The organism is Kitasatospora sp. NPDC056273, from assembly GCF_042268845.1.
Classification (GTDB): domain Bacteria; phylum Actinomycetota; class Actinomycetes; order Streptomycetales; family Streptomycetaceae; genus Kitasatospora.
The window spans coordinates 70,799-94,866 of sequence record NZ_JBHJSJ010000032.1; the positions used below are offsets into that span (position 1 = coordinate 70,799).

General features: G+C 73.9%; 18 protein-coding genes. 3 read left to right on the forward strand and 15 right to left on the reverse strand.

What is annotated here, in order from left to right; translation table 11 throughout:
- Positions 1-102 precede the first annotated feature (102 nt).
- The 8 genes from ACFCY1_RS25920 to nrdR form a co-directional block, all read right to left on the reverse strand.
- Entirely contained in the window at positions 103-1,347 is a 1,245-nt protein-coding gene (locus ACFCY1_RS25920; protein ID WP_049653108.1) for a cytochrome P450, read from the reverse strand.
- The gene (locus tag ACFCY1_RS25925) at positions 1,344-2,168 is read right to left on the reverse strand and encodes an ATP/GTP-binding protein (protein WP_375876195.1); all 825 of its coding nucleotides are present in this window, start codon (positions 2,166-2,168) and stop codon (positions 1,344-1,346) included. Before ACFCY1_RS25925 ends, ACFCY1_RS25920 begins: the two co-directional genes overlap by 4 nt.
- Positions 2,149-2,517 carry a DUF742 domain-containing protein gene (locus tag ACFCY1_RS25930; protein ID WP_049653110.1) on the reverse strand — a complete coding sequence of 123 codons (369 nt, stop codon included), beginning with the start codon at positions 2,515-2,517 and terminating at the stop codon, positions 2,149-2,151. Before ACFCY1_RS25930 ends, ACFCY1_RS25925 begins: the two co-directional genes overlap by 20 nt.
- A gap of 82 nt (positions 2,518-2,599) precedes the next feature.
- Complete coding sequence (locus ACFCY1_RS25935) at positions 2,600-3,034, reverse strand: roadblock/LC7 domain-containing protein (RefSeq protein WP_049653112.1); 435 nt, start codon at positions 3,032-3,034, stop codon at positions 2,600-2,602.
- Positions 3,034-4,890 carry an ATP-binding protein gene (locus ACFCY1_RS25940; protein WP_375876196.1) on the reverse strand — a complete coding sequence of 619 codons (1,857 nt, stop codon included), beginning with the start codon at positions 4,888-4,890 and terminating at the stop codon, positions 3,034-3,036. The genes ACFCY1_RS25935 and ACFCY1_RS25940 overlap by 1 nt, the downstream gene beginning before the upstream one ends.
- 303 nt (positions 4,891-5,193) lie before the next feature.
- The gene (locus ACFCY1_RS25945) at positions 5,194-5,961 is read right to left on the reverse strand and encodes an SDR family oxidoreductase (protein ID WP_375876197.1); all 768 of its coding nucleotides are present in this window, start codon (positions 5,959-5,961) and stop codon (positions 5,194-5,196) included.
- A gap of 185 nt (positions 5,962-6,146) precedes the next feature.
- The gene (locus tag ACFCY1_RS25950) at positions 6,147-9,056 is read right to left on the reverse strand and encodes a vitamin B12-dependent ribonucleotide reductase (protein ID WP_375876198.1); all 2,910 of its coding nucleotides are present in this window, start codon (positions 9,054-9,056) and stop codon (positions 6,147-6,149) included.
- A gap of 205 nt (positions 9,057-9,261) precedes the next feature.
- Complete coding sequence (gene nrdR, locus ACFCY1_RS25955; protein ID WP_049653458.1) at positions 9,262-9,762, reverse strand: transcriptional regulator NrdR; 501 nt, start codon at positions 9,760-9,762, stop codon at positions 9,262-9,264.
- Between the two features lie 354 nt (positions 9,763-10,116).
- Here nrdR and lexA point away from each other — a divergent pair, with 354 nt between their 5' ends.
- The gene (gene lexA / locus ACFCY1_RS25960) at positions 10,117-10,998 is read left to right on the forward strand and encodes a transcriptional repressor LexA (protein WP_310593172.1); all 882 of its coding nucleotides are present in this window, start codon (positions 10,117-10,119) and stop codon (positions 10,996-10,998) included.
- A gap of 129 nt (positions 10,999-11,127) precedes the next feature.
- Here the strand turns inward: lexA and ACFCY1_RS25965 are convergent, their stop codons facing one another.
- The 5 genes from ACFCY1_RS25965 to ACFCY1_RS25985 are packed head-to-tail and all read right to left on the reverse strand — an operon-like array spanning position 11,128 to position 18,975.
- Positions 11,128-13,257 (reverse strand): ATP-dependent DNA helicase, encoded by a 2,130-nt coding sequence (locus tag ACFCY1_RS25965; protein ID WP_375876199.1) that lies wholly within the window; start codon positions 13,255-13,257, stop codon positions 11,128-11,130.
- 12 nt (positions 13,258-13,269) lie between these two features.
- Positions 13,270-15,093 carry an IucA/IucC family protein gene (locus ACFCY1_RS25970; RefSeq protein WP_375876200.1) on the reverse strand — a complete coding sequence of 608 codons (1,824 nt, stop codon included), beginning with the start codon at positions 15,091-15,093 and terminating at the stop codon, positions 13,270-13,272.
- The gene (locus ACFCY1_RS25975) at positions 15,071-16,546 is read right to left on the reverse strand and encodes a SidA/IucD/PvdA family monooxygenase (RefSeq protein WP_375876201.1); all 1,476 of its coding nucleotides are present in this window, start codon (positions 16,544-16,546) and stop codon (positions 15,071-15,073) included. Before ACFCY1_RS25975 ends, ACFCY1_RS25970 begins: the two co-directional genes overlap by 23 nt.
- A gap of 9 nt (positions 16,547-16,555) precedes the next feature.
- A complete protein-coding gene (locus ACFCY1_RS25980) occupies positions 16,556-17,269 on the reverse strand; it encodes a GNAT family N-acetyltransferase (protein WP_375876206.1) in 714 nt (237 codons plus the stop codon).
- Positions 17,161-18,975 carry an IucA/IucC family protein gene (locus ACFCY1_RS25985; RefSeq protein ID WP_074005688.1) on the reverse strand — a complete coding sequence of 605 codons (1,815 nt, stop codon included), beginning with the start codon at positions 18,973-18,975 and terminating at the stop codon, positions 17,161-17,163. Before ACFCY1_RS25985 ends, ACFCY1_RS25980 begins: the two co-directional genes overlap by 109 nt.
- Before the next feature lie 412 nt (positions 18,976-19,387).
- Between ACFCY1_RS25985 and ACFCY1_RS25990 the strand changes: the two genes are divergently transcribed.
- Both ACFCY1_RS25990 and ACFCY1_RS25995 read left to right on the forward strand, forming a co-directional pair.
- Complete coding sequence (locus ACFCY1_RS25990) at positions 19,388-20,581, forward strand: serine protease (RefSeq protein WP_049658939.1); 1,194 nt, start codon at positions 19,388-19,390, stop codon at positions 20,579-20,581.
- A gap of 58 nt (positions 20,582-20,639) precedes the next feature.
- Positions 20,640-21,758: a trypsin-like serine peptidase gene (locus ACFCY1_RS25995; protein ID WP_375876202.1), complete on the forward strand. Its 1,119-nt coding sequence runs from the start codon at positions 20,640-20,642 to the stop codon at positions 21,756-21,758.
- A gap of 68 nt (positions 21,759-21,826) precedes the next feature.
- On the opposite strand, the gene hflX is transcribed toward ACFCY1_RS25995, so the two are convergent.
- Both hflX and ACFCY1_RS26005 read right to left on the reverse strand, forming a co-directional pair.
- A complete protein-coding gene (hflX, locus tag ACFCY1_RS26000) occupies positions 21,827-23,329 on the reverse strand; it encodes a GTPase HflX (RefSeq protein ID WP_049658942.1) in 1,503 nt (500 codons plus the stop codon).
- A gap of 237 nt (positions 23,330-23,566) precedes the next feature.
- Positions 23,567-24,068: ACT domain-containing protein (locus tag ACFCY1_RS26005; protein ID WP_375876203.1), on the reverse strand; the 502-nt coding region annotated here is incomplete at its 5' end.

Here is a 24,068-nt window from a genome sequence, read left to right on the forward strand (position 1 = left end):
TCGAAGCCATTCGAAGCCATTCGAAAACAGCCGAAGCCTTTCGGAGGTTTCGAGGGCGTTCGAGGGGTTTCGCGGCTCTTTCGAACGGCGGGTGCGGGTGGATCAGGCCGGGTGGCCGGGGGTGAACGAGACCGGCAGCGCCACCAGCCCGCGCACCCAGGCCGACGGCCGCCACACCAGCGCGTGCTCGGCCACCGCCAGCCGCAGGTCCGGCAGCCGGTCGAGCAGCACCTCGATCGCGGTGGTGGCGATCACCTCGGCCGCCTCCTGGGCCGGGAACGGGCAGCCGTGCTCGCCGTACGAGTAGCTCAGGTGCGCCCGGTTGCCCTCCGCCGGGCGGCCGTCCGGCTGCCGGACGGCCGGGTCGGCGTTGGCCCCGGCGATGCCGAGCAGGACCATGTCCCCCTCGCCGATCCGCTGGCCGCCCACCTGGGTGTCGCGGACCGCCCAGCGTCCGGCGAAGATCTGGGTCGGGGTGTCCTCCCAGAGCGCCTCGTTCAGCGCCTGGCTGATGCTGCGCCGGCCTCCGGCCAGCGAGGCCGCGAACCGCTCGTCGGTGAGCATCAGCCGCAGCGTGTTGGAGATCCAGTACGAGCTCGGCTGGTGGCCGGCGATCAGCAGCACCCGCAGGTCGCGCATCACCTCGTCGTGGGTCAGCCCGGCCGGGTGCGCCAGCATCCGCGAGGCGACGTCGGCGCCCGGGTACTCGGCCTTCTCCTCGACCAGCGCGAGCATCAGCTCCAGCAGCCGTTGGGCGCCGGCCGGCGCGTCCGGGCCGCCGTCCAGCATGGCCAGCAGCGCCGCGATCAGCTGCGGCGCCTGCTCCTCGTCCAGGCCGAGCACCCGGCACAGCACCAGCAGTGGCATCCGGTGCGCGTACTCGGCGACCAGGTCGGCCTCGCCGCGCCCGGCGAACTCGTCGATCAGGCCGTCGGCGATCTCCTCCGCGTGCTTGCGCAGCTCGTACGGGTCGATCCCGGCCAGCGCGTCGGTGACCGCGCGCGAACGCCGGACGTGCTCCTCGCCCTCGGCGTAGAGGATCGAGGGGACGGGCGCCATCATCGGCTTCAGCGGCCAGTCGGCGGGCAGCGTCGCCCAGGCGTGCCAGCGGCTGGAGTCGCGGCCGAACAGCTGCGGCCGGCCGGTCACCTGCTGCAGCTCGCGGTAGCCGATGACCAGCCAGGCGGGCACGCCGCCGGCCAGCTCGACCGGGGCGACCGGGCCGTGCGCGGCGCGCAGCTCGCGGTAGAGCTGGGACGGGTCGGTCTGGAAGCGCGGCCCGTACAGCGGCGTGGCGCCGGCGTGCGCCGGGCAGCCCGGGGGCGGGGTGGCGGCGGGCTCGGTCACGGGGTGCTCTCCTCGTAGATCGCGGTGCGGGGCCCTGCCGGGGCTGGCCGCGCGGCGGGGGCCGTCTCGTCCTCCCCGGCGGCAGCGGCCGGGACGCCTCCGTCGGCACCGGCCAGGGCGGCTCCGTCGGCTCCGGCCAGGACGGCCTCGTCGGCCCCGGCCAGGGCGGCCAGGTGGTGGACCAGGGCGATCAGCACCCGCTTGCCGGACTCGCGGTCGCGCGCGTCGCAGTCCACCAGCGGCACCTCGGCCGGCAGGTCCAGCGCCTCGCGGACCTGCTCCAGGGTGTGGCCCGGCTCGCCGAAGTTGTTGCGGGCCACGATGAACGGCGTGCCGTGGTGCTCCAGCCGGTCGATGGCGTACCAGGAGTCCTCCAGGCGCCGGGTGTCCACCAGGACGACCGCGCCCAGGGCGCCGCTGAACAGGCGGTCCCAGAGGAACCAGAAACGTTCCTGCCCGGGCGCGCCGAACAGGTACAGCACCTGCCGCTCGGAAAGGGTGATCCGGCCGAAGTCGAAGGCGACCGTGGTGGAGCGCTTGCCCCAGGCGCCGGCCGGGTCGATGCCCTCGCCCGCCTTGGTCATCACCTCTTCGGTGTTCAGCGGACGGATCTCGCTGACCGAGCCGACCAGGGTGGTCTTGCCCACGCCGAAGCCGCCGACCACGACGATCTTCAGCGCGTTGTCGGCCGTCGCCCGCAGCGGGGTGCGCGCACCGGCGGGCCGGACGTCAGCGGCAGCCTGAACGGCGCCGGCGGGCCGGGCCTCCACAGCGGTCCGGACGCCGCCGGCGGGCGAGACGTCAGAGCTGTTGAAGGCCATGCAGCACCTGCTTCAGCGTGTCGAGGTCGGGCAGCCGGGCCTTGTTCGGCGCGAACCGGGGGTGGCGGGCGGTGACCGCCCCGGACTCCAGCAGGTCGCCGAGCAGGATCTTCACCACCGAGACGGGCAGCGCCAGTTCCGCCGCCACCTCCACCACGGCGGTCGGGGCCTCGCACATCCGCAGGATCCGGGCGTGCTCCGACTGCATCCCGGGCGCCGGCTGCCGCTCGGCGACGATCAGGGTCACCAGGTCGAAGGCGTTCTCCGGGGAACGGCTGCGGCCCCGGGTGATGGTGTAGAGGCGGTCCGGGTCGTCGTCGCGCCCCGGCAGCACCGGTCCCGGACTCATGCGCCCACCTCGCTCCGCGCGGCGGGGGCGTCGACCCCCGCGACCCCCGCGACCCCCGCGACCGTCCGCTCGCTCCGCGCGCTCATATGACCGCGCTCTCTTGCGCGGCCTCGCCTTCCGCCGCCCGGGCGGGCGCGCTGAGGTGGACCCCGATCTGCTCGATCAGGCCGTGCATGTTGTGGCCGACCACGCCGACGTCCGCGTCGTCGTCCGTGACCACCGCCAGGTGCGCGCCCTCGCCGGCCGCCACGATGCACAGGATGCCGCCGTGGAACTCGGTCATCGACTGCCGCACGCCGCCGCTGCCGTCGCCGAACTCGATCGAGGCGCCGTGCGCCAGGCTCTGCAGACCCGAGGCGATGGCGGCCAGCTGGTCGGCCTGGTCGGTGCTCAGTCCGGCGGTGTGGCAGAGCTTGAGCCCGTCGGCGGAGAGCACCAGGGCGTGCCGGGTGCCGGGGGTCGCCGCCAGCAGGTTCTCCAACAGCCAGTCGAGGTCACGGTCGGTGGCACTGCTCATCAGGTGTCCTTCTCGGTGACGGGGGAAGCGTCGGGCGTGGTGTCGGGGGCTGTGGTCGGCACCCCGGAAGGGTCGGTGGCCGGCGGCCCGGCTGGGTCGGCGGCCGGAGCCCCGGCGCGGTCCGTGACCGGCACCCCGGCAGGGCCCTCGGTCGGAGCCCCGGCGGCGGGCTGCCCGGCCGCCGCCGGACGGGCGGCGGCCCGGCGGAACGCGCCGAACCGGCCGGCCGCACCCGCCGCATCGGTGCCGGCGGGCTTCGCCGCCCGGTCCGTCGCGGGGGCGGCGGTGGCCAGCGTCTGTCCGCGGCGGCGCTGCGGCAGGCCGCTGTCGGTCGTCCGGCCGGGCGCGGCCGGCAGCGCGGGCGCGGTGGCGGTCCGCGTCCCGGCCGCGGCCTGCGTCCCGACGCGGGTCCGCTGCGCGGAGGGCGCCGGAGGCAGGGAGGCCGGGGCGGGGCGCGCCGAGGTGAGCGCGGGGCGTGCGGTCTCCGCGGGCGACGCCTGTACCGGTACGGACACCTGGACGGGCGCCGGGGCCGCGGCCGGTGCCGGGTGGGTGACCAGCTGATGCGGGATCAGCATCACCACGCCGGTACCACCGCGCGCCGAGGGCCGGAAGGAGATCTGCAGCCCGTGCTTGCGTGCCAGCACGCCGACCACCGCCAGCCCCAGGCGGGTACCCGCGGAGAGCGTGGTGAGGTCCAGCGGTTCGGCGGAGACGGCCCGTTCGGCCCGGCGCAGCCAACTGTCGCTCAGGCCCAGCCCGCTGTCCTCGACGGTGACCGCCAGCCCGGCGGGCACCTCCTCGACGTAGACGTGCACCTCGGCCGGCGGGGCGGAGAAGTTGGTGGCGTTGTCCAGCAGTTCGGCCAGCGCGTGCATCACGCCCTCGGCCGCGTACCCGGCGACCGCGGCGGTGCTGGCGTTGTGCAGCCGCACCCGCTGGTAGGCGCCGATCCGGCCGAGCGCGCCGCGCAGCACCGACTCCACCGCGATCGGCTTGGCCCAACGGCGGCCCGAGCGGGCGCCGGTGAGCACCGCGATGCTGTCGGCCATCCGGCCCGCCTGGGCGGTCGAGTGGTCCAGGCTCAGCAGGTCGCCGAGGACCTCCTCGTCGTGCCGGTGCTGCATCTCGCGCAGCTCGGCGTGCATGCTCGTGGCCAGCGCCTGGACCCGCCCGGCGGCGGTCGCGCACACCGCGAGCGCGGCGGCCCGCAGCCGCTCGCCGCGGCCGATCTCCTCGCCGACGGCACGCAGCAGCGGGTACTGGGGGTGCTTGCGGTGGACGGCCAGCGCACTGTCCACCGCCGCGCCGGCCCGCAGCTTCGCCACCACCTCGGGCAGCACGCCCTCGGGGATCCGGGCCAGTTCGGCGCGCTCGGCCTCGACCCGGGTCCGCTCAGCCTCCGCCCCGGCCCGCTCGGCGTCGAGTTCGGCCCGCAGCCGGGCCAGCTCGGCGTGCGCGGTGGTGACGTCGGCCTCGGCCCGGACCTGCCCGGCGCGGGCGGCGTCCCGCTCGGCGAGCGCGGCGGCGGTGCGGTCGACGGCGGCCGTCTCGGCCTGCCGGGCCGTGCCCGCGGCGACCAGCGCCGCCCGGGTCTCCTCGTGCTGCGCGGCAAGGTCCTCGGCCAGCCCGCGGGAGCGTTCGACGCCGGTCGCCGCGAGGCCGACGGCAATCAGCCAGAGCACCGTGACGGCGCCCACCGCGAGGGCGGTGAGCGGCTGGTGCGCGCCGAGCGCCCTGGCCACGCCGACCGGCGCGGCGACCAGCGCCAGCAGCACGGCGGCCGCGGTCAGGGCGACGGTGCGCGGCGCGGGCCGTCGGCGCGATCGGCCGTCGGGGCTGGTGGCTTCTCTCATCGGTGCGGTCCTCGGCAACGTCGGCGGGCGGCGGCGCGGGCGGCGGGTCGGCGACGGTTGCGGCCGCCGACAGCTGGTCGGGCGCATACCAGTCCGCCCGGCGACGTAGCGAAACGTCTCCGGGCGTCTGATCGGTTCACGCTTTCGGCCGATCATATCGATTCAGACATAGGCCTCAAGCGGCCAGTTGACGGCCAATCTCCTACCTTCACGCCGCCCACACCACACAACGACGCCCCGACGCCCACCCGAGCACCACGCCTCACACCGTGGGCGCCCGTCCTGTGCCGGCGGCCGCCGACCTCAGCGGCCGCCGAACCGTCGCTCCAGTGCCTCCTCGAAGGTCCCCCGGCCCACCGCCCGATCCGGCGTCAGATTGCCGCCCGCCCGCAGTCCGCGGCCGGTCGCTCCCGGCAGGGGGAGCGGCAGCAGCAACCGGCGCCTGCCCGCCGCCCGCAGGTAGGCCTCGGCCAGTTCCCGGTACGAACGCACCTGCGGGCCGCCGACCTCCGGGGCGAAGCCGGCGGGCTCCTCCCCCGCCAGGCCCGCGACTGCTGCGGCCACCTCCCGTACGTCCACCGGCTGGCACGCCACCCCGCTCAGCACCGGGAAGACCGGCAGCTTCACGGAGGCGTCGAAGACCTTCAGCACCAGGTCGTGGAACTGCGTCGCCCGCAACACCGTCCAGCCCAGCCCCGACTCCCGCACCACCCGCTCACAGGCGAGCTTCGTCGCGTAGTACCCGAACGGCACCCGGTCGATCCCGACGATCGACACGTACACCAGGTGCCGCACCCCGGCCTCCCGGGCCCGGGCCACCAGCGTCCGGACCCCGGCCACGTCCGCCTTCTTCTGCGTGGTCGCGCAGTCCACCACCACGTCGACCCCGGCCATCGCCTCCGCCACCCCGGCCCCGCCGACCAGGTCCCCGACCACCCACTCGACCCCGTCGCCCCCGTCCCGCACCCGCCGGCTCAGCCCCCGCACCGCCACCCCGCGCGCCACCAGCAGCCGCACCACCTCCCGCCCCAACGTCCCCGTCGCCCCGGTCACCAGCACTGTTCCCACCACCGCGCCACTCCTTCCCTGAGGAAACCCGTCACCCCCTACAGACCGGACACCACCCCGGAACGTGACATCGGCACGCCCGGGGGCTCGGGAAAGGGCACACGAAAAAGCGGGGCGAGGACCGTTTGAAGGTCCTCGCCCCGCTTCAGGGGTTCACCTCAGGAGGCGACCACCGGGGTCGGGCGCGGTCAGCTGCAGCCGCTGGTGGAGCCGCAGCCCTCGCAGAGGTAGCAGCTGCCGGCGCGGCGCATCTTGGTGCCGCAGGAGAAGCAGAGCGGGGCGTCGGCGTTGAGGCCGAGCTGGATCTCCATCAGCTCCGTGGAGTTGTGGGCCTGCTTCGGGGTCGCCTTGGGTGCCTCGACGACGACGGGGGCCGGGGCCGGGGCCGGGACGGCGGCCGGCTTGGCGGCGACGGGGGCGGACTGGGCGAGCGACTCGGTGTCGAGCTCCTCGGCCTCCAGCGGCTCGTACGAGCCCGTCTCCAGGTGGCGCTGGCGCTCCTCGACGGAGTGGATGCCGAGCGCCGAGCGGGTCTCGAACGGCAGGAAGTCGAGCGCCAGGCGGCGGAAGATGTAGTCGACGATCGACTGCGCCATCCGCACGTCCGGGTCGTCGGTCAGGCCGGCCGGCTCGAAGCGCATGTTGGTGAACTTCGAGACGTAGGTCTCCAGCGGCACGCCGTACTGGAGGCCGACCGAGACGGCGATGGAGAAGGCGTCCATCATGCCCGCGAGGGTCGAGCCCTGCTTGGACATCTTCAGGAAGACCTCGCCCAGGCCGTCGTCCGGGTAGGAGTTGGCGGTCATGTAGCCCTCGGCGCCACCGACCGTGAAGGAGGTGGTGATGCCCGGACGGCCCTTGGGCAGGCGCTTGCGGACCGGGCGGTACTCGACGACCTTCTCGACCACGGCGGCCGGGGTGACCGGGGCGGCCGCCTCGGTCTTCTCCTCGGAGTCCTTCTTCTTGGCCGAGAGCGGCTGGCCGACCTTCGAGTTTTCGCGGTAGATGGCGAGCGCCTTGACGCCCATCTTCCACGCCTCGAAGTAGATCTCCTCGACGTCCTCGACGGTCGCGGCGGCCGGCATGTTCACGGTCTTGGAGATGGCGCCGGAGATCCAGGGCTGGATCGCGGCCATCATCCGCACGTGCCCCATCGGCGAGATGGAGCGCTCGCCCATCGCGCAGTCGAACACCTCGTAGTGCTCCGGCTTCAGGCCCGGGGCGTCCACCACGTTGCCGTGCTCGGCGATGTGGGCGACGACCGCCTCGATCTGCTCGTCCTGGTAGCCGAGGCGCTTGAGGGCGCGCGGGACGGTGCCGTTGACGATCTGCATCGAGCCGCCGCCGACCAGCTTCTTGAACTTGACCAGGGCCAGGTCGGGCTCGACGCCGGTGGTGTCGCAGTCCATCATCAGGCCGATGGTGCCGGTCGGGGCGAGCACCGAGGCCTGGGCGTTGCGGAAGCCGTTCTGGGCGCCGAGGCGGAGCACGTCCTGCCAGGACTTGTTGGCGGCCAGCCAGACCGGGGCGTCCAGGTCGTCGTGGGAGACGGCGTCCAGCGAGGCGTCGGCGTGCTGCTTCATGACCTGCTGGTGCGGGGCCGCGTTGCGGGCGTAGCCGTCGTACGGGCCGACCACGCCGGCGAGTTCGGCGCCGCGGCGGTAGGCGGTGCCGGTCATCAGCGAGGTGATGGCACCGGCCAGGGCGCGGCCGCCCTCGCTGTCGTAGGCGTGGCCGGTGGCCATCAGCAGGGCGCCGAGGTTGGCGTAGCCGATGCCGAGTTGGCGGTAGGCGCGGGTGGTCTCGCCGATCTTCTCGGTGGGGAAGTCCGCGAAGCAGATGGAGATGTCCATCGCGGTGATGACCAGCTCGACGACCTTGGCGAAGGTCGCCGCGTCGAAGGAGTCGTCGTCGCGGAGGAACTTCATCAGGTTCAGCGAGGCGAGGTTGCAGCTGGAGTTGTCCAGGTGCATGTACTCGGAGCAGGGGTTGGACGCGTTGATGCGGCCGGACTCCGGGCAGGTGTGCCAGTGGTTGATCGTGGTGTCGTACTGGATGCCGGGGTCGGCGCAGGCCCAGGCGGCCTCGGCCATCTTGCGGAACAGCTTCTTCGCGTCGACGGTCTCGATGACCTCGCCGGTCATCCGGGCGCGCAGGCCGAATTCGGTGCCGTTCTCGACGGCGGTCATGAATTCGTCGTTGACGCGGACCGAGTTGTTGGCGTTCTGGTACTGGACGGAGGTGATGTCGTCCCCGCCGAGGTCCATGTCGAAGCCCGCGTCGCGCAGGGCGCGGATCTTCTCCTCCTCCTTCACCTTGGTCTCGATGAAGGCCTCGACGTCCGGGTGGTCCACGTCGAGCACGACCATCTTGGCCGCGCGGCGGGTGGCGCCACCGGACTTGATGGTGCCGGCCGAGGCGTCGGCGCCGCGCATGAAGGAGACCGGGCCGGAGGCGTTGCCGCCGGAGGAGAGCAGTTCCTTGGAGGAGCGGATCCGGGAGAGGTTCAGGCCGGCGCCGGAGCCGCCCTTGAAGATCATGCCCTCTTCCTTGTACCAGTCGAGGATCGAGTCCATGGAGTCGTCGACGGACAGGATGAAGCAGGCGCTGACCTGCTGGGGCTGCTTGGTGCCGACGTTGAACCAGACCGGCGAGTTGAAGCTGAACACCTGGTGGAGGAGGGCGTGGGTCAGCTCGTGCTCGAAGATCTCGGCGTCGTCCTTGGAGGCGAAGTAGCCGTGCTTCTCGCCGGCGGCGCGGTAGGTGAGCACCACGCGGTCGATGATCTGCTTGAGGCTCCACTCGCGCTGGGGGGTGCCGACGGCGCCGCGGAAGTACTTGGACGTGACGATGTTGACGGCGTTGACCGACCAGAAGTCGGGGAACTCGACGCCGCGCTGCTCGAAGTTGATCGAGCCGTCACGCCAGTTGGTCATGACGACGTCCCGCCGCTCCCAGCGGACCTCGTCGTACGGGTGCACGCCAGGAGTGGTGTAGATGCGCTCCATCCGGAGACCGCCCTTCGGGGCCTTGGCGCCCTTGGCCGCGGCCTTCTCGGACTTCGACCCGCGTGCGGAACCGCTCGTGGTGTCTGTCACTTCTCGCTCCTCCTCCTGGGCAAACGCCCGAAGTGCCCTGAAAAGTCCGGGCACTGCTGGTTCGTTCTTCCGGTGTGCGGGCAGGCAGGAACCCTGCCTGCTTACGCACGGTTTGTAGTGTTCTGTGCCCCGTTTTCGGGCACGCGTGGGCCCCGCGGGGCCGTGGTGGTGCGGGTGGCTGGGCCCGCGAGGGGCCCGGCGCCTCCTAGGGCGCGGCGGCGGACACGGACACGCAGGTGTCGTCCGCCTCGGGGGTGCGGGGCCGTTCTGCGCGGAGCTCCGCGATGGCGGCCTCGAAGTCTTCCAGTCCGTCGTACGCCTGGTACACGGAGGCGAAGCGCAGGTAGGCGACCACGTCGAGTTCCTTGAGCGGGCCGAGTATGGCCAGCCCCACGTCGTGGGTGGTCAGCTCGGCGCTGCCGCTGGCGCGCACGCACTCCTCGACCCGCTGGCCGAGCTGGGCGAGCGCGTCCTCGGTGACCGGGCGGCCCTGGCAGGCCTTGCGGACGCCGGTGATGACCTTCTGCCGGGAGAACGGCTCGGTGACGCCGCTGCGCTTGATGACCATCAGCGCGGCCGTCTCCACCGTGGTGAAGCGGCGTCCGCAGTCCGGGCACTGCCGACGACGGCGGATGCAGCTGCCGTCCTCGGTGGTCCGGCTGTCGACAACACGGCTGTCGGAGTGCCGGCAGAAGGGGCAGTGCACCTCGGGATCCCTCCCTGGCAGAACGTTCGGACCTGTTGAGTCTATGCGATGCGCCCCCGGCCTGGGCAAGCTGATCATGCGGGGCGACCACTAGTACTGGGCACGGAGAGGACTGTAGCCACTACATCTAGGAGTCTGGGGGAGGTGAGCGCCTTGGCGTGTCGATGCCGCGAGGGGCCCGATTAGACTGCCGGGGTCGAGTTTCGCTCGAACATTTACTCGATGTACAACAAAGCCTTGATCGAGTCAGTCAACTCCCGAATAATTCACTCGAACGTGTGTTTGGCGCAACCTTTCGATAGGAGGCGCGTTGGGCTGGAAAAGGGGAGAGGACAGCCGTCGAGAGGGGCCGCCGTGAACACGATCGAAAGCAACACCATCCCGGTGCAGGAACACTCCCAGTTCAAGGTGGGGCAGCGCACCACGAATCAGCAGGGTGTGGACAGCAGCATGGACCGTAGCGAAGACCACCGCCTCTCCGGCGCGGCCCTTTCCGGGGCGACCCGCGTTCCCGACCAGCCGATCGAACACTCCACCGCCATGGACGACTCCCACACCTCCCCCGCCCGGGCGATGCCCGGTCGCCCCCCCGGCATCCGCACCGACGAGGCCGGTCTCACCGAGCGCCAGCGCCGGGTGATCGAGGTCATCCGGGATTCCGTCCAGCGCCGCGGCTACCCGCCGTCCATGCGCGAGATCGGCCAGGCCGTGGGCCTGTCCAGCACCTCCTCGGTCGCCCACCAGCTGATGGCCCTGGAGCGCAAGGGCTTCCTGCGCCGGGATCCGCACCGCCCGCGCGCCTACGAGGTCCGCGGCGTCGAGGTGGCCCGTCCGAACACCGCCGAGACGGCCGGCCGCCCCTCCACCTCATACGTCCCGCTGGTCGGCCGGATCGCCGCCGGCGGGCCGATCCTGGCCGAGCAGACGGTCGAGGACGTCTTCCCGCTGCCCCGCCAGCTGGTCGGCGAGGGCGAGCTGTTCGCGCTCACCGTGCGCGGCGACTCGATGATCGAGGCGGCCATCTGCGACGGCGACTGGGTCACCGTGCGCCGCCAGCCGGTCGCCGAGAACGGCGACATCGTGGCCGCGATGATCGACGGCGAGGCCACCGTGAAGCGGCTCAAGCGCGAGGACGGCCGGATCTGGCTGATGCCGCACAACCCGGCGTACGAGCCGATCAACGGCGACAACGCGACCATCCTGGGCAAGGTCGTCGCAGTCCTGCGCCGCCTCTGAGCGGTCCGGCGCCGCTGAGCGCACCCGCAGCACCAGCACGCACCGCACCACCACACACACCGGGAAGGGGCTCCTCCGCACAGTGCGGGGAGCCCCTCCGGCGTTCCACGGGCCGGGCGGCCGGTGCCCTCAGCCCCGCTTCACCACCGGCCGCACCGGCGCCGCCGAGGCGTCGATCGACGCCAGCGAGCGGCGCACCTGGTTGCGGTCCGTGGTGTACCAGAACTCCGGCATCGAGGAGCGGAAGAAGCTCCCGTACCGCTTGGTCTCCACCCGCGGGTCCAGCACCGCGACCACGCCCCGGTCGTCGGCCGCGCGCACCAGCCGGCCCGCGCCCTGCGCCATCAGCAGCCCCGCGTGGGTCGCCGCGACGGCCATGAAGCCGTTCCCGCCGCGCTGTTCGACGTCCTTCTGGCGGGCGCTCATCAGCGGGTCGTCCGGCCGGGGGAACGGGATCCGGTCCATCACGACCAGCTGGCAGGCCGAGCCGGGCACGTCCACGCCCTGCCAGAGCGAGAGCGTGCCGAACAGGCAGGTCGTCGCGTCCGAGGCGAACTCCCGGATCAGCTCGCCGAGGGTGTCCTCGCCCTGGAGCAGGACGCGGTGGTCCAGCCGCTCGCGCATCGCCTCGGCGGCCGTCTGGGCGCCGCGCATCGAGGAGAACAGGCCCAGCGTCCGACCGCCGGCCGCGCCGATCAACTCGGCCAACTCGTCCAGCATGTCGGGCCGTTCGGGATCGCGCCCGGGGTCGGCCAGGTGCTTGGCGACGTACAGGATGCCCTGCTTGGGGTACTTGAACGGCGAGCCGACGTCGATCCCGCGCCAGTGCGGCACCGCGTCCTCGCCGAAGCCCGCCTCGGCGTCCGGGTTGTCCCCGGCGGTGCGGACGTCCGGCAGCCGCGTCTCGGAGGGCAGGCCGACCGAGGCGGCGACGCCGTTGAAGTCCCCGCCGAGCTTGAGCGTGGCCGAGGTGAGGACGACCGAGCGCTCCTTGTACAGCCCCTCGCGCAGCAGTCCGGAGACGCTCAGCGGGGCGACCCGCAGCGAGGCGGTGCCCAGCCCGTAGCGGTCGCTGCGCTCGATCCAGACCACGTCGTACTCGGAGTCCTCCAGCAGCCGCTCGGCCGTCTCGTGCAGCGCCTCGGCCGAGGCCATCGCCTGCTTGCGGACGGCGTCCTCGTCGCTGAGCCCCTTGTCCCTGGTCTCGCCGAGCGAGGTGATCACCTGGCGGGAGGCGTCCCGGATCGCGGTGACCGCGTACGCGAGGTACTCGGGCAGTTCCTCGACCCGGCCGGGCTGGGCGGTCTCCATCAGGCCGTGGTAGTTCTCGGCGGCGGCCTGGAGCGCGTCCACCGCCTTCTCGTTGGCCAGCCGCGCGGCCCGCTTCACCGCCCGGTTGACGGCGCCGACGGTCAGCTCGGCGGTGGCCGCGCCGGTGACCCGGTTGACCAGCTCGTGCGCCTCGTCCACGATCAGCAGCCCGTGCTCGGGCAGCACCGGCGCGCCCTCGATCGCGTCGATCGCGAGCATCGCGTGGTTGGTGACCACGACGTCCGCCAGCTTGGCCCGCTCCCGCGCCTTCTCCGCGAAGCACTCCTGGCCGTACGGGCAGCGGGTGGCGCCCAGGCACTCCTTGGAGGTGACCGAGAGCTGGGCCCAGGCCTTGTCGGAGACGCCGGGGCTGAGGTCGTCGCGGTCCCCGGTGTCGGTCTCGTCGGCCCAGTCGCGCAGCCGCAGCACGTCCTTCCCGAGCTTCCCGGTGGGCCCGCCGAGCGCGTCCACCGGATCGAACAGGCCCTCGCCCTCGTCGCTCGGGGTGCCTTCGTTGGCCCGGTGCAGGCAGAGGTAGTTGGAGCGGCCCTTGAGCATCGCGAACAGCGGGCGGCGGCGCAGCACCGGGTGCATCGCCTCGACGGTGCGCGGCAAGTCCCGCTCCACCAGCTGGCGTTGCAGCGCCAGGGTGGCGGTGGCGACCACCACCCGGTCGCCGTGGGCGAGCGCGGGCACCAGGTAGGCCAGGGACTTCCCGGTGCCGGTGCCGGCCTGGACGAGCAGGTGCTCGGCGTGGTCGACGGCGTCGGCGACGGCCTCGGCCATCCGGACCTGGCCGGGGCGCTCCACACCGCCGACGGCCGCCACCGCGGCGTGCAGCAGTTCGGGGATCCGCGAGCGCGGGACGGCGACGGCTTCCTCGGCCTCGTCGCCGAGGACTGCCGCCCGCTGGGATTCGGAGTCGTGGGATTCGGAGTCGTTCGTCATGACCCTCCCAGCCTACGGGGCGGGGGTGACAATCCGGTCCCGTTGCCCGGGCATCCGCACGTCCACGGCGACCAGCGCGTTCGGCACCGTCCCGTACCGGGCGGCGTGCGGGCGGTGCGGGCGGTCCTGGTAGCCGTCCATCAGCAGCCGGTTGCGGTTGAGGCAGAGCCGGTCGATCCGGGGGCGGAACAGGTCGAACAGCTCGAAGCGCTCGCGCAGCTCGGGGAAGCGGTCCTGGTAGCGCAGCACCTCGGCGCGCAGCAGGGCCCAGAACTCGGTCTCGGGCAGTCCGGTCTGCGCCTCCAGCAGCGGGGCGAGGAAGCGGAAGACGCCGATGAACAGCCCGGAGTGGATGAACTGGCAGAGCCCCTGCGGGCTCTCCCGCAGCAGCACCTCGGCCACCTCGTCGGGCAGGCCGCGCAGTTCGGGCAGGTCCTGGGCGCTGAGGTTGACGTCGTCCACGAAGTCCTTGACCGCGAGCCGGACCGGCGCGTCGGTGGGGTCGAAGACCACGATGGCGTTCTCGCCGTGCGGGGAGAAGACCAGCCCGTAGCGGTAGAGGAAGTGCAGCAGCGGCGGCATCATCGCGGCGAACAGCCGGGCGGTCCAGTCGCCGGGGAGCAGGCCGGAGCGGTCGATCAGCTCGGCGGCGAGCGCCCGCCCGTCGGAGCCGGTCTGCAGCAGCGAGGCCAGGGTGCGGGCGCGCTCGCCGCCGTCCAGGAAGGGGCCGAGCGGCTGGCGCCAGATCGCGCCGAGCAGTTCCTTGTACTGGTACGGCGCCTCGGGCAGCTCGCGGTAGAGCGGGTGGTCGACGGTGACGGAGGCGATCTCGCCGAGCAGGATCACCCGGCACTCGTCGCGCAGGTACGGGTCGGCGTCGCGCAGTCCGAGCAGCCAGGCGGTGACGGCGGGCGCGGCCAGCGTGCGCTCGACCGGCAGGCCGCGCCAGACCAGGGTGTTGAGGATGGACAGCGGCAGCTTGACGGTGCAGCGCTCGGGGTGGGCGGTGTTGAAGAAGGAGCGGATGGACTGCTGGGGCAGCCGTGGGTCGCCGTCCGAGGGCAGCGGGACGATCTCGCCGGAGGCGATCCAGGGCGCGAACAGCGGCAGGACCGTCTCGTCCCACTGCCAGGGGTGGACGGGCAGCAGCAGGTAGTCCTCGGCGTCCGGGCCGAGCGCGGCGCGCAGCGCGTCCACGTCGTCGAGCTCGCGGGCGTACAGCTGCTCGGGCCGCTCCAGGCCGGGCACGCCGCGGTACTCGGCGAGCCGGCGGTGCACGGCGATCCACGGCAGCGGGCGCGGGCTGCGGGCCTCCGGGGCCCAGCGGGCGGCGTCGGCGGCGGAGAAGCCGATCCGGCCCTTGTTGGGGACGATCCAGGGGTGGCCGGTCTGCCGGCCCTCCAGCGCGGCGTGGTCGAGGTCGGCGAGTTCGGCGGCGGTCAGCGCGGTGGCGAGCTGGCGGGCGTCGGCGGTGAGGGTGGCGGAGAGCTCGCGGATCAGGTGGCCGGTGGTCTCGCCGCGCAGGCCGAGGGTCTGCCGGGCGTACGGGAGGAAGCGCAGCGGGTCCAGGCCGTCCGGGCGGGAGCAGCGGACGGACTCCGGGTCGACCTGCCAGCTGTCGTAGGAGCCGCGCCGGGCGGTGAAGCGGTACTCGGCCTCGGGCAGCTCCAGCCGGTACTCGCCGGGCTCGTCGCCGGGGACGGGTCGGAGCAGTTCCTCGTAGGCGAACTCGCCCAGCATCTTGGCCAGCAGGGCGCGGCCGGCCCGCTGCCAGTGCCCGGCGGTGAGGTGCGGGGGCAGGTGGAGCGGCGGTTCAGCGGCCGACGGTTGCGGCACGGGTCAACTCCTGGGGGCGGGGGACGGCGGGGGTGGGCTGTTCTACGGGACCGGCGGGGGTGGGCTGTTCCACGGGACCGGCGGGGGTGGGCTGTTCCACGGGACCGGCGGGGGTGGGCTGGTCGGCGGGCCCGGCGGGGCCGGGCGGCGCGAAGCCGGTCCAGGCGGTGCGGCCGGGCAGCCGGTGGACGGTGCGCCCGGTGACGGCGTTGAGGATCACGGCGGCCCGGTGGGCGCCGAGTCCGAGGTCGGGGGTGCCGACGCCGTGGGTGTGGAGTTCGGCGTTCTGGACGTACAGCCCGCCGGTGAGTCCGGGCCGGGTGGCGACCCGGTGGTCCTGGTCGACCCGGTAGCGCCCGGCCTCGTCCCAGTCGATCAGTTCGGCGAGCGGTTCGAGCGCGGCCGGGCGGGCCGCCCGGTAGCCGGTGGCGAGCACCACGGCGTCGGTGCGCAGCAGGTGTTCGGCGCCGGAGTCGGTGTGCCGGCAGTGCAGTTCGAGGCCGCCGCAGGGGCCGGGGCGGGCGGCGTCGACGGCGGTGCCGGGGGTGATCTCGACCGGGGCGGCGTCGATCGGGCGGCCGATGGTGCGCTCGTAGAGGTGGTCGTGGATCTCGGCGAGGGTCTCGGCGCTGGCGGCCTTGTGCAGCTGCCACTGGGCGGTGACCAGCGCGTCCCGGACGGCCGCGGGCAGGCCGTGGAAGTAGCGGGTGTAGTCGGGGGTGAAGTGCTCCAGGCCGAGCTTGGAGTACTCCATGGGGGCGAGCGCCCTGGTCCGGGTGAGCCAGCGCAGCCGGACGTCGTCGCCCTCGTGGCGCCGGAGCAGGTCGAGGAAGACCTCGGCACCGGACTGCCCGCTGCCGACCACGGTGATGTCGCGGGCGCCGGCCAGGTCGGCGCGGCGGTCCAGGTACTCGGCGGAGTGGAAGGCCCGCGGGTGGCCGGCCAGCGCGGCGAAGGCCTCGGGCAGCACCGGCCGGGTGCCGACGCCGAGGGCGAGGTTGCGGGCCCTGACCTCGGAGCGCCGGCCGGTCGCGGTGTCGGTCAGTTCGGCGCGGTACCAGGGCGCCTCCCAGTGCAGGGCGGTGACCTCGGTGCCGAAGCGGCAGTTGGCCAGCCGCTCGGCGGCCCAGCGGCAGTAGTGGTCGTACTCGCGGCGCGGCAGCTGGAAGCGCTCGGCGAAGTAGAACGGGAACAGCCGGTCCTGGTCGCGCAGGTAGTTGAGGAAGGACCACGGGCTGGTCGGGTCGACCAGGGAGACCAGGTCGGCGAGGAACGGCACCTGCATCCGGGCCCCGTCGACCAGCATCCCGGGGTGCCAGCGGAACTCCGGGCGCTGGTCGCAGAAGAGCGTGCGCAGGCCGGGGACGGGTTCGGCGAGTGCGGCGAGCGAGAGGTTGAACGGGCCGATGCCGACGCCGAGCAGGTCGTACGGAGGGGGTGTCGAGGTGTCCACAGGGTCGTCCTAGGCGGGGAGTTGGGCCTGCGCGGCGGGCCCGTCGGCCCGGTCGCGGACCATCAGGGCGGCGCGCTTGTCGGGCAGGTCGAGTTCGGCGGCGGCCCGGAATCCGGCCCGTTCGAAGGCCCGGACGGACCGCCGGTTGCGGACGTCCGGCTCGGCCACCACCCGTTCGCAGCGCGGATTCCGGCGGAGAATCAATTCTGCGAGGGCGGCCAGCAGGACGGCGCCCAGGCCGCGGCCGCGGCTGGCGGCGGGGCCGAGCAGCAGGTGCACGCCGGTGTCGTACGGCCGGGCCGGGTAGTGCGCGGCGAGCGGGTCGAGGTCGGCGCGGTAGACCTCCCAGTAGCTCATCGGCTCGCCGTCGAGCAGGCCGAGGCACGGGAGGCTGCGGCCGTCGCCGTCCAGTTGGGCCCGGACGTGCCGTTCGGTGACCTCCGGCGGCCCGGCGAGCTCCCAGAAGGCGTCGACCTCGGGATCGTTCATCCACCCGGCGAGCAGCGCCAGGTCGGCGGGCAGCCGGACCGGGCCGAGCCGGAACTCGCCGGCCGGGGTGGGGACGGCGCCCCACCCGGACAGGCCGTCCGGCACCCGGCACCCGTCGTCCGTCATCAGGCACCCGCCACCGGGTTGGGGATGTCCACGTACACGGACTGGCTGGCGACCGGGCCGACCAGTTCGTCCATGCCGTTGACCCGGGTGAGCAGGTTGGCCTTGCAGGGCAGCGCGGGCGCGTCCAGCAGCAGCGCGGGCAGCGCCGAGCCGGTGGCGGCGGCCCGGGGGCCGGCCAGGAACCGGCGCAGCGCGGCCAGCAGCACCGTCTCGTCGGCGAGCCGCTGGGAGCCGAGGGCGCCGATCAGGCCGAGCACGTGGTTGATGCCGAGGTAGTAGGCGAAGTGGTGGTCGATCACGTCGTCCGGCAGGAAGGTGTCGCTGTCCGCGCCGAGTCCGGGCAGCCGGGCGGCGAGCCGCGCGGCGGCGCTCTCCCGGTAGTAGTAGCCCTGGTTGTCGCGGTAGCGGCCGCCGCAGGGCCAGCCCTCGGCGTCCAGCAGGACGAGGCTGTTCTGCTGGTGCGCCTCCAGGGCGATGCCGCCCCGGCCGTCCAGCCAGAGGATGGGCAGCACGACCGCGTCCAGGTAGCGCAGGAACCATTCGGCGGCCACCGTCGGCAGCGGGCGGGCGCAGCGGACGGCCAGGGCCCGCAGGGTGTCGCCGAGCCGGGAGGGCACGGTGTCGCCGGTGCCGAGCGGCTGTTCGGCGACCAGGCCGGCGACGCACAGCGCCCGGTCGGTGGGCGCGAAGGGCTGGGCGCGCAGCACGGTGTCCAGGCCGCCCGGGTCGCCGAGGGCGGGGTGGTCGACGCCGATCCAGGCCGGGTCGCGGACGATGTCGAAGCCGGGGTGGGCGGCCCGCCACTCGGCGGCCAGCCCGCTCTCCAGCAGCCGGTGCATCTCCAGGCCGCGGTGCAGTTCCTTGCGCAGGTTCTCCCGGCGGGAGTTGGTGATCCGCAGGCCGAGCGAGAGCTTGAGCATCCACGGGGTGCCGGGCCGGTAGACGGTGCGCACCGAGGAGGTGGGGTACCAGGGGTCGCCGGCCGGGCCGAGGTCGTGCAGCAGCCCGTCGGCGAGCAGGGCGGCGACGGCCGGGCGGTGGGCGAGTTCGCGGGCCTGCCAGGGGTGCAGCGGGACGGCGGCGGTGCCGGGCGGCAGCGGCACGGCGCCGTCGAGCAGTCCGGCGGTGAGCCGTTCGGCGCTCTCGGCGACGGCGGAGCCGGCCGCGAGCAGTTCGCGGTCGACGGCGTACCAGTGCAGTTGGAAGGAGCCGTGCAGTTCGGGCGAGTAGGCGGCGCTCTGGGCCGGGCCGAGGCCGTCGCGGCTCTTCGGCGTGGGGTGCAGCGGGTGGCCGAGCAGCAGGGACTGCTCGGCGGCGAGGAAGTGCGAGCGCTCCGGCCCGCCGGGCACGGCGGCGGTGCGGCGGTGGGCGAGGATCTCGGCGGTGCGCACGACCGAGTCTCCGACCCTGGCGGCCAGGTCGGCGACCTGGCCGGGGTCGGGCCGTTCGGCGGCCGCGGCGGCGAGCAGCGCGGCGGCGGTGACGGCGTCGACGGGGGCCTCGCGGACGTCCCCGGCCGGGCCGGTCTCCCCGACCGCGAGGGTGGCGGGTCCGAAGCGGTGCCAGCCGCCGGGCGACCAGTAGCGGACCGGGGCGGTGAGCCGGGCGGCCCCGCCGAGGACGGCGATCCGCAGTCGGCCGTCCGGGCCGGGCCGGGCTCCGGTCTCCCGGGTCCAGCAGCGCAGCAGGGCCTCCAGTCCGGCCTGTTCGGCGGCGACGGCCGGGTCGGGGTGCAGCAGGAGGTCGTGCCCGTGGGCCCGCTCCACGGTGGGCGACGGTACGGGCGGGGCGACGGTGAGGGCGGCGGTGCTCAAGGCTGCTCCTTGGGGCGCGTGGGGGTGCGGACGCGCACTGTGGTGGAGGGGTCGGCGGGCGCTCGCACCGTCGCGTCAGGTAAGGGTTACCTATCCCTGACGGGTGATCACAAGGACGGCTCACTCGTCAGGGTGAAGATCGGGGATTGTCCACCAACGGGGCCCGATGCCCTGCTGCGTCGGCGGACCGGGCGGGCCCGGATCACGGATCGGTGACCTCCGGCCCGCACCGCAACCCGGGGGGCGGGCAGCGCCGTCCTCGTCCGCGATGGAAGACTCCATGGCGGCGAACCGCCGCACCGCGAACCGGCCGGACACGCACCACCGCGGTGCACGACCGCCGGCCGTGACACCACCGGGCGGCCCGGCACCGACCGGCACCGACCGACCGAGCACAGGGGGAAGCGCACAGATGCCCACGATCCACCGGTCAGCCCTGGCCGCCGCCCTGGCCGCGGGCACCCTGCTCGCCGTGACCGCCTGCGGGCCGGACGGCCCGGCGGGCGGCGGGACGAGCCCCGCACCGCCGCCCTCCACCGAGTCGACCCAGGCCGCGGGTTCGGGCGGCGTGATCGGCGGGATCCCGCTCCCGTCCGGGCTGCCGACCAGCCTGCTGGAGGGACTGCCCAGGAGCTGGGACGACCTGAAGAAGTGGAAGTACGAGGACTGGGACAAGTGGGCGTCCAAGCACGTCTTCAACAACCCGGTGGTGAAGGACTTCTGGGACCCGGACAAGATGGGTGACTCCAAGCCCGCCGACCCGGCCCCGCCCACCGCCAAGCCCGCCCCCGCCACGCCCAAGCCGGCCACCGACGACGGCGTGACCGACCCCGATCCTGCGGCGGTCAAGGCCGTGACGGTGCCCCGCCCGTACCTGAAGCAGCCCTCCGGCAAGGTGTTCTTCTCCGCCCAGGGCGGCCGCGGCAACTGCTCGGCGACGGTGATCGCCGACCCCCAGCACCCGGGCAAGAGCAACCTGGTCTGGACGGCCGGGCACTGCGTGCACGAGGGCAAGGGCGGGAACTTCTACAAGGACCTGGTCTTCGTGCCCGCCTACAACAACTCCGGCGCCTCCAGCGGCGGCAAGCGGGCCCCGCTGTCCGAGCTGGCCCCGCTCGGCACCTGGTGGGCCGACCAGGTCACCACCTCGCCGCAGTGGATGGTCGAGGGCGGCGGCACCGGCGACGCCGCCAACCAGTACGACTTCGCGGTGATGCGCGTGCACAACCAGAACGACACCGGCAAGTCCCTGGAGGAGACGGTCGGTTCGGCCGTCCCGGTCTGGTTCGACGCGCCGCGCGACCAGCTCAAGGTCTCGGCCGTCGGCTACCCCCTCGCCAAGCCGTTCGACGGCCAGGAGCTGTACAAGTGCGACGGCGGCAAGCCCACCCGGCTCTCCTTCGACGCCAAGCGCCCGACCATGCTGACCATCGGCTGCACCATGACCCAGGGCGCCAGCGGCGGCGGCTGGTTCGCCACCATGCCGGACGGCCGGACCGCGCTGGTCAGCAACACCTCGATCGGCACCCAGGAGCACACCTCGCTGAGCGGCCCGTACCTGGAGGCGGTCGCCCGGCAGGCGCTGGACTGGATCTCCAAGAAGTAGCCGCCGCCGACGGGGGGCGGTAGGGAACCACCAGCACAGCACGGGGGGACGAGCCAGCATGCCGAGAACCACCAGCCGGCGGCGCCGGGCCGCGACGGGCGGCGCCGCGCTGCTCGCCGCGCTCGCGCTGGGCGCGGCCGGGTGCGGCCCGGACGGCCCCGCCCGGCCCGCCACCGCGCCCCTCGCCCTGCCCAGGTCGTCGCCCACCAGCCCGGGCGACCTGAGCGGCTGGAAGGTGGACGACTGGGCCCGCTACGTCGCCGAGAGCGCCTTCGCCAACGACGCGGCGCCCGGCGCCTGGACGGCGGCCCGGATGGACGCCGCCAGGCCCCGGCCCACCCCGGAGTACTCGCTGACCGCCCCCGCGGCGGCCGGCGTCGAGCGGGACGCCCCGCCCGCCGCCGTCCCGGCCAGGCCGCAGCCGCACCCGTACGGACCGGTCGGCTCGGTGGTCGGCCGGCTCTTCGCGACCACGTCGCAGGGCGACGTGTCCTGCTCAGCCACCGTGGTCTCCGACCCGGTCAACCCGGGCCGCAGCAACCTCGTCTACACCGCCGCGCACTGCCTGCACGACGGCAAGGGCGGCGGCTGGCTGAAGAACCCGGTCTTCGTGCCCGGCTTCAACCGGGACGGCCAGGCGGTCCACGGCAAGGCGAACGCCGACCGGCTGGTCGCCCCGTACGGCCGGTGGACGGCGGTGCGCGCGCTGGTCTCGCCGACCTGGCTCCAGGAGAGCGGCGTCGGGGCCCACCACCAGTACGACTACGGCGTCCTGCGGGTGCGCGGCGAGGACGGCTCCGGGAGGTCCCTGGAGGAGACGGTCGGCGGCTCGGTGCCGATCTGGTTCAACGCCCCGCGCGACCAGATCACCGGGACCGCCGCCTACGGCTACCCGGCCGAGCGGCCGTTCGACGGCCTGGAGCTCGAGCACTGCGACTCCCCGCTCGCCCCCGGGCTGCTCTCCTTCGACCGGGACCGCCCGCCGATGTACGTGATCGGCTGCACCATGACGGCGGGCGCCGCCGGCGGCGGCTGGTTCGTCATCCGGGACGGCAAGCCCAACCTGGTCAGCGTCGGCGCGGTCGGCAACCGCAACCCGGCCGGCTACCAGGCCGGCCCCTCCCTCCAGGACCAGGCGAAGCAGGCCTTCGACTACTTCGCCAAGAACGTCCGGTAGCACCGCCGGAGACACGGAGGGGCCCCGGGACGGCGATCCGTCCCGGGGCCCCTGCGTGCGCTTCGGGCTCAGCCCTGCAGGGCCACCGCGAAGTACTCCAGCTCGGCGGCCAGCTCGGCCGGCACCTTGGCGTGCAGCAGGGTGCCCTCGCCGGTGTGCTCGGTGGAGAGCAGCTCGCCCTCGGCGTGCACCCGGGAGACCAGCGCGCCCTGGGTGTAGGGCACCAGGGCCCGCACCTCGACCGCCGGACGCGGCAGCTCGTCGTCGATCAGCCGCAGCAGCTCCTCGATGCCGGCGCCGCTGCGGGCCGACACCACGATGGCGTGCGGCTCGCGGCGCAGCAGGCGCTGGAGCACGTGCGGATCGGCGGCGTCCGCCTTGTTGATCACCACGACCTCCGGCACGTTCTGCGCGTCGACCGAGACGATGACCTCGCGGACGGCGGCCAGCTGCGTCTCCGGCTCGGGGTGCGAGCCGTCCACCACGTGCAGGATGAGGTCCGCGTCGGCGACCTCCTCCATGGTCGAGCGGAAGGCCTCGACCAGGTGGTGCGGCAGGTGCCGGACGAAGCCGACGGTGTCGGCCAGGGTGTAGAGCCGCCCGGTCGGGGTCTCGGCCCGGCGCACCGTCGGGTCCAGGGTGGCGAACAGCGAGTTCTCCACCAGGACGCCGGCGCCGGTGAGCCGGTTGAGCAGGGAGGACTTGCCGGCGTTGGTGTACCCGGCGATGGCCACGGACGGCACCTGGTGGCGCCTGCGCTCCTGGCGCTTGGTGTCGCGGCCCTTCTTCATGTCGGCGATCTCCTTGCGGAGCTTCGCCATCTTCTCGCGGATCCGGCGCCGGTCGGTCTCGATCTTGGTCTCACCGGGACCGCGGGTGGCCATGCCGCCGCCCGAGGAGCCGGAGCCACCGCCACCCATCTGCCGGGACAGCGACTGACCCCAGCCGCGCAGCCGCGGCAGCATGTACTGCATCTGCGCGAGCGAGACCTGCGCCTTGCCCTCCCGGGACTTGGCGTGCTGGGCGAAGATGTCCAGGATCAGGGCCGTCCGGTCGACGACCTTGACCTTGACCACGTCCTCCAGGTGGATCAGCTGGCCCGGGGTGAGCTCACCGTCGCAGACCACGGTGTCGGCGCCGGTGGCGGCGACGATGTCGCGCAGCTCCTTCGCCTTGCCGGAGCCGATGTAGGTGGCCGCGTCGGGCTTGTCACGGCGCTGGATGACGCCGTCCAGCACCTGGGAGCCGGCCGTCTCGGCGAGCGCGGCGAGCTCGGCCATCGAGTTCTCCGCCTCCTCCAGCGTGCCGTCCGTCCAGACGCCGACGAGCACCACGCGCTCCAGGCGGAGCTGGCGGTACTCGACCTCGGTGACGTCTTCGAGTTCGGTGGAGAGGCCGGCGACACGGCGCAGGGCGGCTCGCTCGCTGCGGTCGTACTGGTCGCCGTCGTAGTGGTGGCCGCGGTCCTCGTCGATGGCCGCGAGGTCCTCGTCCATGAGGGCTTCCGCCCGCAGACCGTCGAGGCGGCGCGGAGCGTCGGCGTGGTCGCGGGTGTCGAACGTGGAGGTCATTCTGTCCTTTGGCTGGCTGGTACGGGTGGCCTTCGGGGACCGCGGTGGCGGTCCCGTACGGAGTCTGCCCAGCTGCCGCCCCGGCTACCGTCCGGGCGGGGTGAGCTACCCCTCAGGTCCCCGGGTGCCCCCGGGCTCCTGTGCCCGGAGAACGCCGTGGACCGGCCGTGAATTCCCCATGATGGTCGCACGCCCGGCGCGGGCCGGTCATCCCCATTTTCCCCGGGACGGCGGCCCCTACGAACCCTCCGGGGCCTGCGGCCGGCTCACGTCGTACACCCCGGAGACCTTGAGCATCGCCCGCATCAGCCCGGGCAGCGCGGCCGGTTCGGGCAGTTCGACGGTGTAGGTGTGCCGGACCCGGGACTCCTGCGGCGGCTCGACCTCGGCCGAGACGATGCCGACGCCCGCGCCGGAGATCGCCGCGGTGAGGTCGGCGAGCAGCCGGGGCCGGTTCAGCGCCTCGGCCCGCAGGGTGGCCCGGTGCCCGGCGGCGGGCGCGCCCTCCGACTGCCAGCGGACCTCCAGCTCGGCCCGCCCGTCCGCGCGCATCCGCTCCCCCGCCGGGCAGCCGGTGCGGTGCACCGCGACCGCGCCGCCGCGGATCGGGTAGCCGGCCACCTCGTCCGGCGGCACCGGGGTGCAGCAGCGGGCCAGCCGGACCGACGCCCCGGGCCGGCCGGCCACCGCGACCGGGGCCGCCCGCCGCTCGGCGGCCGGGCGCCCGGGCGGGGCGGGC